General features: G+C 69.2%; 6 protein-coding genes. All 6 read left to right on the top strand.

Annotated features, from left to right (window positions below; genetic code table 11):
- The first annotated feature begins 142 nt into the window (after nt 1-142).
- The 6 genes from DEI89_RS14970 (at nt 143) to DEI89_RS14945 (ending at nt 6,974) form a co-directional block, all read left to right on the top strand.
- Nucleotides 143-2,617, top strand: coding sequence for a phosphoketolase (locus DEI89_RS14970; RefSeq protein ID WP_110904851.1), 2,475 nt, complete (start codon nt 143-145; stop codon nt 2,615-2,617).
- Between the two features lie 79 nt (nt 2,618-2,696).
- Nucleotides 2,697-3,164 (top strand): GtrA family protein, encoded by a 468-nt coding sequence (locus DEI89_RS14965; RefSeq protein ID WP_111044535.1) that lies wholly within the window; start codon nt 2,697-2,699, stop codon nt 3,162-3,164.
- Nucleotides 3,161-3,844 (top strand): fumarylacetoacetate hydrolase family protein, encoded by a 684-nt coding sequence (locus DEI89_RS14960; RefSeq protein ID WP_110904850.1) that lies wholly within the window; start codon nt 3,161-3,163, stop codon nt 3,842-3,844. The genes DEI89_RS14965 and DEI89_RS14960 overlap by 4 nt, the downstream gene beginning before the upstream one ends.
- A gap of 361 nt (nt 3,845-4,205) precedes the next feature.
- Nucleotides 4,206-5,285, top strand: coding sequence for a hypothetical protein (locus DEI89_RS14955; RefSeq protein WP_110904849.1), 1,080 nt, complete (start codon nt 4,206-4,208; stop codon nt 5,283-5,285).
- A 25-nt stretch (nt 5,286-5,310) separates the two neighbouring features.
- Nucleotides 5,311-6,234 (top strand): ABC transporter ATP-binding protein, encoded by a 924-nt coding sequence (locus DEI89_RS14950; RefSeq protein WP_258366321.1) that lies wholly within the window; start codon nt 5,311-5,313, stop codon nt 6,232-6,234.
- Nucleotides 6,231-6,974, top strand: coding sequence for an ABC transporter permease (locus DEI89_RS14945; RefSeq protein WP_181421688.1), 744 nt, complete (start codon nt 6,231-6,233; stop codon nt 6,972-6,974). Before DEI89_RS14950 ends, DEI89_RS14945 begins: the two co-directional genes overlap by 4 nt.
- The last annotated feature ends 20 nt before the right edge of the window (nt 6,975-6,994 follow it).

Below are 6,994 nucleotides of genomic sequence, written 5' to 3'. Positions count from 1 at the left end.
GAAGGGGTGGAGAACCAGCGGTGAGCTGCTGGTGAGCGCTGCGGGTGTTTCCCGGCTTGTGACAGTGGTTCGGGGCCGTCCACGGATCGGATTGGAGAGATTTCTGGATTCCCCGGATCGGCGTCCTCGTAGCCTGGGCAGCATGTCGACGCCGCACTCGTCCACCGACCGCATCCGCGCGATCGACGCCTGGTGGCGCGCCGCGAACTACCTCACCGTCGGGCAGATCTACCTGCTCGACGACCCGCTGCTGGAACGGCCGCTCGAGCCGTCCGACATCAAACCGAGGTTGCTCGGTCACTGGGGCACCTCGCCCGCGCTCAATCTCGTGTACGCACACCTCAACGCCGTGATCAGCGAGACCGGCCGCGACGTCCTGTACATCTGCGGCCCCGGGCACGGTGGTCCCGCGATGAACGCGAACGCCTGGCTCGAGGGCACCTGGAACGAGCTCTACCCGGAGATCACCCCCGACCCCGAGGGTCTGCGGAAGTTCTTCAAGCAGTTCTCGTTCCCGGGTGGCATCCCGTCGCACGCGGCACCGAACACCCCCGGTTCGATCAACGAGGGCGGTGAGCTCGGCTACTCCCTCGCGCACGCGTACGGAGCGGCCCTCGACAACCCGGACCTCGTCGTCGCGTGCGTCGTCGGTGACGGGGAGGCCGAGACCGGTCCGCTGTCGGCGTCGTGGCAGGCACACACGTTCCTCGACCCCGTGTCGGACGGGGCGGTCCTGCCGATCCTCAACCTCAACGGCTACAAGATCGCGAACCCGACGGTCCTCGCGCGCATCCCGGACGAGGACCTCCAGGCCTACTTCCGCGGGCTCGGCTACGAGCCGATCGTCGTCGACTCCGGCCGTGTCGATCACGACCCGTTCGCGGTGCACGCCCTGTTCGACGGCGCCCTCCGCCGGGCCTTCGCCACCATCGACGACATCCAGGCCGCCGCACGCGCACAGGCCGCCCGTGCCGCCGCCGGCGAGATGGCCGGCGCCGCGGACCTCCGCCCGCGCTGGCCGATGATCGTCCTGCGCACCCCGAAGGGCTGGACCGGCCCGAAGGTGGTCGACGGGCAGCAGGTCGAGGGCACCTTCCGCGCCCACCAGGTGCCGCTGCCGAACGTCCGCGAGAACGACGAGCACCGCGAGCAGCTCGAGGAGTGGATGCGCTCCTACCGACCCGAGGAGCTCTTCGACGCGGACGCCCGGCCGATCGGTCTGCTCGAGACGATCCGGCCGACCGGTGACACCCGGATGAGCGCGACCCCGCACGCCAACGGTGGCCGGATCCGCACCGCGCTCGACCGGCCGGGGCTCGAGCGCTTCGCCGTTCCCGTCGGAGAGACCGCTTCCGCCACCGGGACGCTCGGGCCGTGGGTCGCCGAACTCATCCAGCGCAACCCGTCGGACTTCCGGCTGTTCGGCCCCGACGAGACGATCTCGAACAAACTCGATGCCGTGTTCGACGTCACCACCCGGGTCTGGCGCGCTCGCCGGGCCGAGGGCGACGAACACATGGCCGCGCGCGGTCGGGTCATCGAGGTGCTCTCGGAACACCTGCTCGAGGGCATGCTCGAGGGATACGTGCTCAGCGGACGCCACGGCGTCTTCAACACCTACGAGGCGTTCGCCCACATCATCGACTCGATGGTCGGCCAGTACGCGAAGTGGCTCGAGGCCGCGACCGACATCGACTGGCGCGCACCCGTCTCGAACCTGACGATCCTGTTGTCCTCCCACGTCTGGCGCCAGGACCACAACGGCTTCTCGCACCAGGACCCCGGGTTCCTCGACGTCGTCGCTTCCAAGCAGCAGGACCTCATCCGGATCAAGCTGCCCGCCGACGCCAACACGCTGCTCGCCGTCGCCGCGCACGCGATGGAGACCACGGACCGCATCGAGGTGATCGTCGCCGGCAAGCACCCCGAACCGGTGTTCCTGTCGCTCGAGGACGCCATCGCGCACGCCGACGCCGGCTTCGGCGTCTGGGACTGGGCCGGGACGGAGCAGGCCGTGGGCCGCACCGACGTCGTGCTCGCCAGCGCCGGGGACGTCCCCACCGTCGAGACCCTCGCTGCCGCGGACATCATCCGGAAGCACGCCCCGGACGTCGGTGTCCGTGTGGTCAACGTCGTGGACCTGCTCTCGATCGGCGACCCACGGAAGCACGAGCACCCGGCATCGGACGAGCGGTACGACGAGGTCTTCCTGCCGGGTACGCCGGCGGTCTTCGCCTTCCACGGCTACCCCTCGCTGGTCCACAACCTGACGTACCGTCGGCACGGGCACGACGACCTGCACGTCCACGGCTTCCTCGAGCAGGGCACCACCACGTCCCCGTTCGACATGCTCATTCGCAACGAGATGGACCGCTACGCCCTGGCGCACGACGCCCTCACCCGCGTCGCGGACGGCAGCGGCCGGTTCGCCGACCTGCTCACCGCACTCACCGATGCGCGGGCCGCCGCCCGTGAGTTCGCCTACACGAAGGGCGAGGACCACGAAGCGGTCTCCGGATGGGAGTTCACCGGCTGGCCGCAGGACGAGCCGTCCAACGGCGGCACCGGCGGTGATCCGGGACGTGGTGAGACCGAAGGTGCGGCACCCGGCAACTGAACGGGCAGCTGAACAGACTGTCGGTCCGGAAGGCGAGCCGGTCAGCGGGTGCCCGGCGACGCCGGTCTAGGGTTGGCCGGTGCAGTCGTTCTCCGTCCGGTCGCTCGTCGAACACCCGGCGCTCCGGTTCCTGGTCGTCGGCGGTCTCGGTTTCGTCATCACGATGGGCATCAACTACGGGTTGAAGTTCTTCGTCATGCCGCAGCACCCGGTGACCGCCCTGGCGATCGGCATCACCGTCGCGACCGTCGTCTCCTACTTCCTCAACAAGAAGTGGTCCTTCGGCGACCGCGGTGAACTGCGCACCGGACACGAGCTGCTGCTGTTCCTCGTCGTCAGCCTGATCGGCATCGCGCTGAACTCGGCGCCGCTCTGGATCTCCCGGTACGTCTTCGGACTCGAGGTGCCGAACGTGTCCCTCGCCGGGCAGGAGCTGGCCGACTTCATCAGCGGACCCGTCATCGGCACGCTCATCGCCATGGGCTTCCGGTACTGGGCGATGAACCGCTTCGTCTTCCCCGCCCGGCCGGCCCCGCTGGACGCGTGACCGACCTCGTCGTCCCGGCCCCGGGCCTCCCGTCCGTCCCCACCGCGACCGGCGGCCGGTTCCCGGTGCGGCGCATCCACTGCGTCGGGCGCAACTACGCGGCGCACGCGCGCGAGATGGGACACGACCCGGACCGCGAGCCGCCCTTCTTCTTCGACAAGCCCGCGGACGCCGTGGTCACCGACGGCGGTGACACCCCGTACCCGGCCCTCACCGCACAGCTGGAGTACGAGGTCGAGCTCGTCGTCGCACTCGGAGCCGGCGGCCGGGACGTCGCGGTCTCCGATGCCCTGGACCTGGTCTGGGGCTACGCGGTGGGCATCGACCTGACACGGCGTGACCTGCAGGCCGAGGCGAAGCGGCTCGGGCGGCCGTGGGACCTGGCGAAGGGGTTCGACGCATCCGCACCGATCGGCACGATCGTCCCCGCCGGCGGCGTCGACCCGAGCTCGGGCAGCATCACCCTGCACGTCGACGGGGAGTTGCGGCAGTCCGGCGACCTGGCCGACCAGATCTGGTCCGTCGCCGAGACCATCGCCGTGCTGTCGCGGGCGGTCCGCCTCGAACCGGGCGACCTGCTCTTCACCGGAACTCCGGACGGCGTCGGCCCGGTGTCCCGCGGGTCGGTGCTGCGCGGGGCGGTCGCCGGCGTCGGCACGGTCGAGACGCGGATCGTCTGAGCGGGAGACGCGATGCCGTTCCGGTACCCGGAACTGCAATCCAGAACATCAGTGGTACGGTCGGTGCACCGCACTGAGGAGGTGAGCACATTGAGCATCGACACCATCACGGCAGAACTCGCGGACGACCGCTTCGTCTCCACGGTCCTCCAGCCCTGGGCACACGCCTGATCGACGTCCGGCATCGGGGCGAGCGAGAGCAGCCCCGGTGTCGGGGACCAGCCCCGGATGAGGGAACACCGTGCAACAAGCGAGACAACGGCGCGTCCTCGAGCGCGCAAGGGAACTGACCGCGGCCAACAGCCGTGGGGCGTTGGAAGCCGTGAGTCCCGCCCTTCCTCGGCGGCTCGCGTTGGCTTCCGTGACCACCCCGATGAAGCACCGACCGGAACAGGTCCCGAACTACCTGACGGACCTCGGTGTCAGAACGAGCCCTGAACCCGCACAGTTCTTCTCCCTCGCGCAGGTCCAACTCGGCGCAGATCCCATCGTCGAAGACCCGCTCGGAGACGCTGCTCCGTTCGCAGCCCGGTGGGACTCCGGCGAACTCAGCGAGCAAGGTGCCATCGCAGAACTCGACGCAGTCGTCTCGATCGCAGGCTTCTGGTCGACGGCGGCAGAGATGGCCGAGGAACTGCTCAGCAGTCGACGTCGTCCGGCCATGGCCCGGCTGCGCGGCTGGCTGGGGTCGGCACTGGCGAGCCGACGAACCGCCCTCGCTGAAGTGTCGTTCCGGTCCGTCGGGTCAGCGTTCGACACCACACCAGACGTGATCGCAGCAGCGCACATCCGGATCGCGGCGATGCGCATCAAACGCGACCGGGACACCGGAGGTGGGGTGGCGGCACTCGCAGAACTCGACGTCTTGCTCGAGCGATGGGTTGGAGAGAACCTCATGTCCGACGGTGACGGGAACGCGATGCGAGCGACAGCACGCAACCTCCACGCGCTCGCCTGTTCCATGAACGGTGAACTCGAGCGGGCCAGAGGACTCCTGGGGGTCGCCGCCAGGGAAGCCCGCACCGGGGATCTGGTCTCGGTCGAGCCGGACCAGCGTGCCCGCTACGCTGCTCAGATCGACCTCAACGCAGTGCAGGTCGCCGCGATGTCGGACGGATGGTCGGCCGCTCTGGAGGGCGCACTGACCCACGTCCAGAACGTGTCGCAAGCGCATCGAGGATCACTGCCGGAGGCATTGTCGTACGCCGCCTACGTGGCCTACCGAGCGTCCGACTTCCCGCGGGCTGCGTCCTGCGCCGAACGGGCCGTCGTCATGCTCGGGGGCGAAGGGGCTCCACTGCGCCTGTCGAGTGCGAGGAAGATCCTCGCCGCGGCTCTCGACGCTGCTGGTCGAACGGCCGCGGCGCAGCGGGTGATCGAACGGCACGGCGAGGACCCGCTCGGTGCATCTGCACACAGATCGGGCGCTGAACTTGACTGAAGCTCTCGCACTCCAACTGGACTCCGTGACCCGGAGGTTCGGGCACGGCGCCGGCGCGCTCGTCGCCGTCCACGAAGTGGACCTCCCGATCGCGCGAGGTGCGGTCGTGGCGGTACTCGGCCCGAACGGTGCTGGGAAGACGACCACCATCAAGATGGCCTCCACCCTGCTGCAGCCGTCTTCCGGCTCGGTCTCCGTCAACGGTGTCGATGCCGTCCGGACGCCGAAACAGGCGCGGAAGCACCTCGGGCTCGTCCTGGGCGGCGACCGCGGTTTCTACATGCGAGCAAGCGCTCTGGAGAACCTCCGCTTCTTCGCAACCCTCGCCGGGCTCCCCCGGCGGAGTGTCGAAGCGAAGGTCCGGGATGCGCTCGGCCTCGTCGGCCTCGTCGGACGCGAACGTGATCGGGTGGAGACGTACTCGCGCGGGATGAAGCAGCGGCTCCACATCGCACGCGCCGTTCTGAACGACCCGGTCGCCCTGCTCCTCGACGAGCCCTCCATCGGTCTCGACCCGGAAGGCGCGAGAGACCTCCGTGACCTCGTCCGACGCCTTCGCTCGAAGGGGTGCGGGATCCTCCTGACGACCCACCACCTTCAGGAGGCCGATGAGCTGGCCGACGAGCTCGTGGTGATCACGGGCGGGAAGACGGTCGCGCGAGGGTCGGCGCGGGACATCGCCTCCCTCGGCGGTGTCGACAGCGCCATCACCCTGTGGACCGCCGATCTCGGGATCGGCGAGGAACGCATGCTCGCGCATCCGCAGATCGCCGCGGTCGTCCCTCGGGAAGACGGGCGTGGCTACCGCGTCGATCTCATCGGACACGGCCTCGCACCGACTGCCGACTTCTTCCGGTCGCTGGAGATCACACCTGACTGGTCCGTCCAACGGGACGTCACGCTCGAAGAGGCCTACCTGGCGTTCATCACGAAGGTCGGAGCGGCGTGAGGACGCTGGCCCTGCTCACGTGGTTCCACGGGCGGCAGCTGCTCCGCATCCCGTTCTTCGCACACCAGTGCGTCTCGTCCGCCCTCGTGTTCGAAGTGCTGCGGACACTGGGGCTGTCCGGGTCCGGCCGCGCAGTCCCCCACGACCTGTGGTTGGTCGCTGGCATCGCTGGCGTGTGGTCGACGACGACCCTGGCCGTCGGGATCATCGGCTTCCAACGGTTCCAGGGCACGCTCGAGCACATGGCGATCAGCACGCTCCCGCCCGGGATCGTGTTCGGGAGCCTCGCTTCCGCAGCGGCGCTCATCGGTCTGGTGGGATTCCCGTTGACCCTCGCAGCGCAGTTCGTCACCGGCGGTCATCCGACCGTGACGGGCGGAAGCGTCGTCGTGATCGCCGCCTGCGTCATCGCGTGCAGCGCGTCGGCGTCCGTCCTCGCAGCGGTGTTCGTGGTCCTCCGCGGGGCAACGGTCTACGAGTCGTTGATCGTGACACCCGTCTGGTTGGCCTCCGGTGTGGTGATCCCGCTCGGTGCTCTCCCGGACTGGATCGTTCCGGTCGCCTACCTCTTCCCGATCACCTCCGCCGTGTCCGCCGCCGATCAGCCCGACCTGATGACCACCGTCGCGTTCTCCTTCCTCACGGCCGCGACTTCTGCCGTGTGGTTCGTCGCGGCCGGGATCGCCATGCGCGCGGCCGTCCGGAGGGCGACCATCTCCGGGACCCTGGGTCTGAGCTGATGCGAGGGTTCGTGAACGCC

It is taken from the genome of Curtobacterium sp. MCBD17_030 (assembly GCF_003224255.1).
Taxonomy (GTDB): domain Bacteria; phylum Actinomycetota; class Actinomycetes; order Actinomycetales; family Microbacteriaceae; genus Curtobacterium.
Note: the sequence above shows the minus strand (reverse complement) of the source record. Positions and strands in the feature narration are given on the sequence as shown.

Bases quoted from the DNA above. Each gene is read 5' to 3' on its own strand.
- DEI89_RS14970 (WP_110904851.1), top strand. From the start codon at position 143: ATGTCGACGCCGCACTCGTCCACCGACCGCATCCGCGCGATCGACGCC.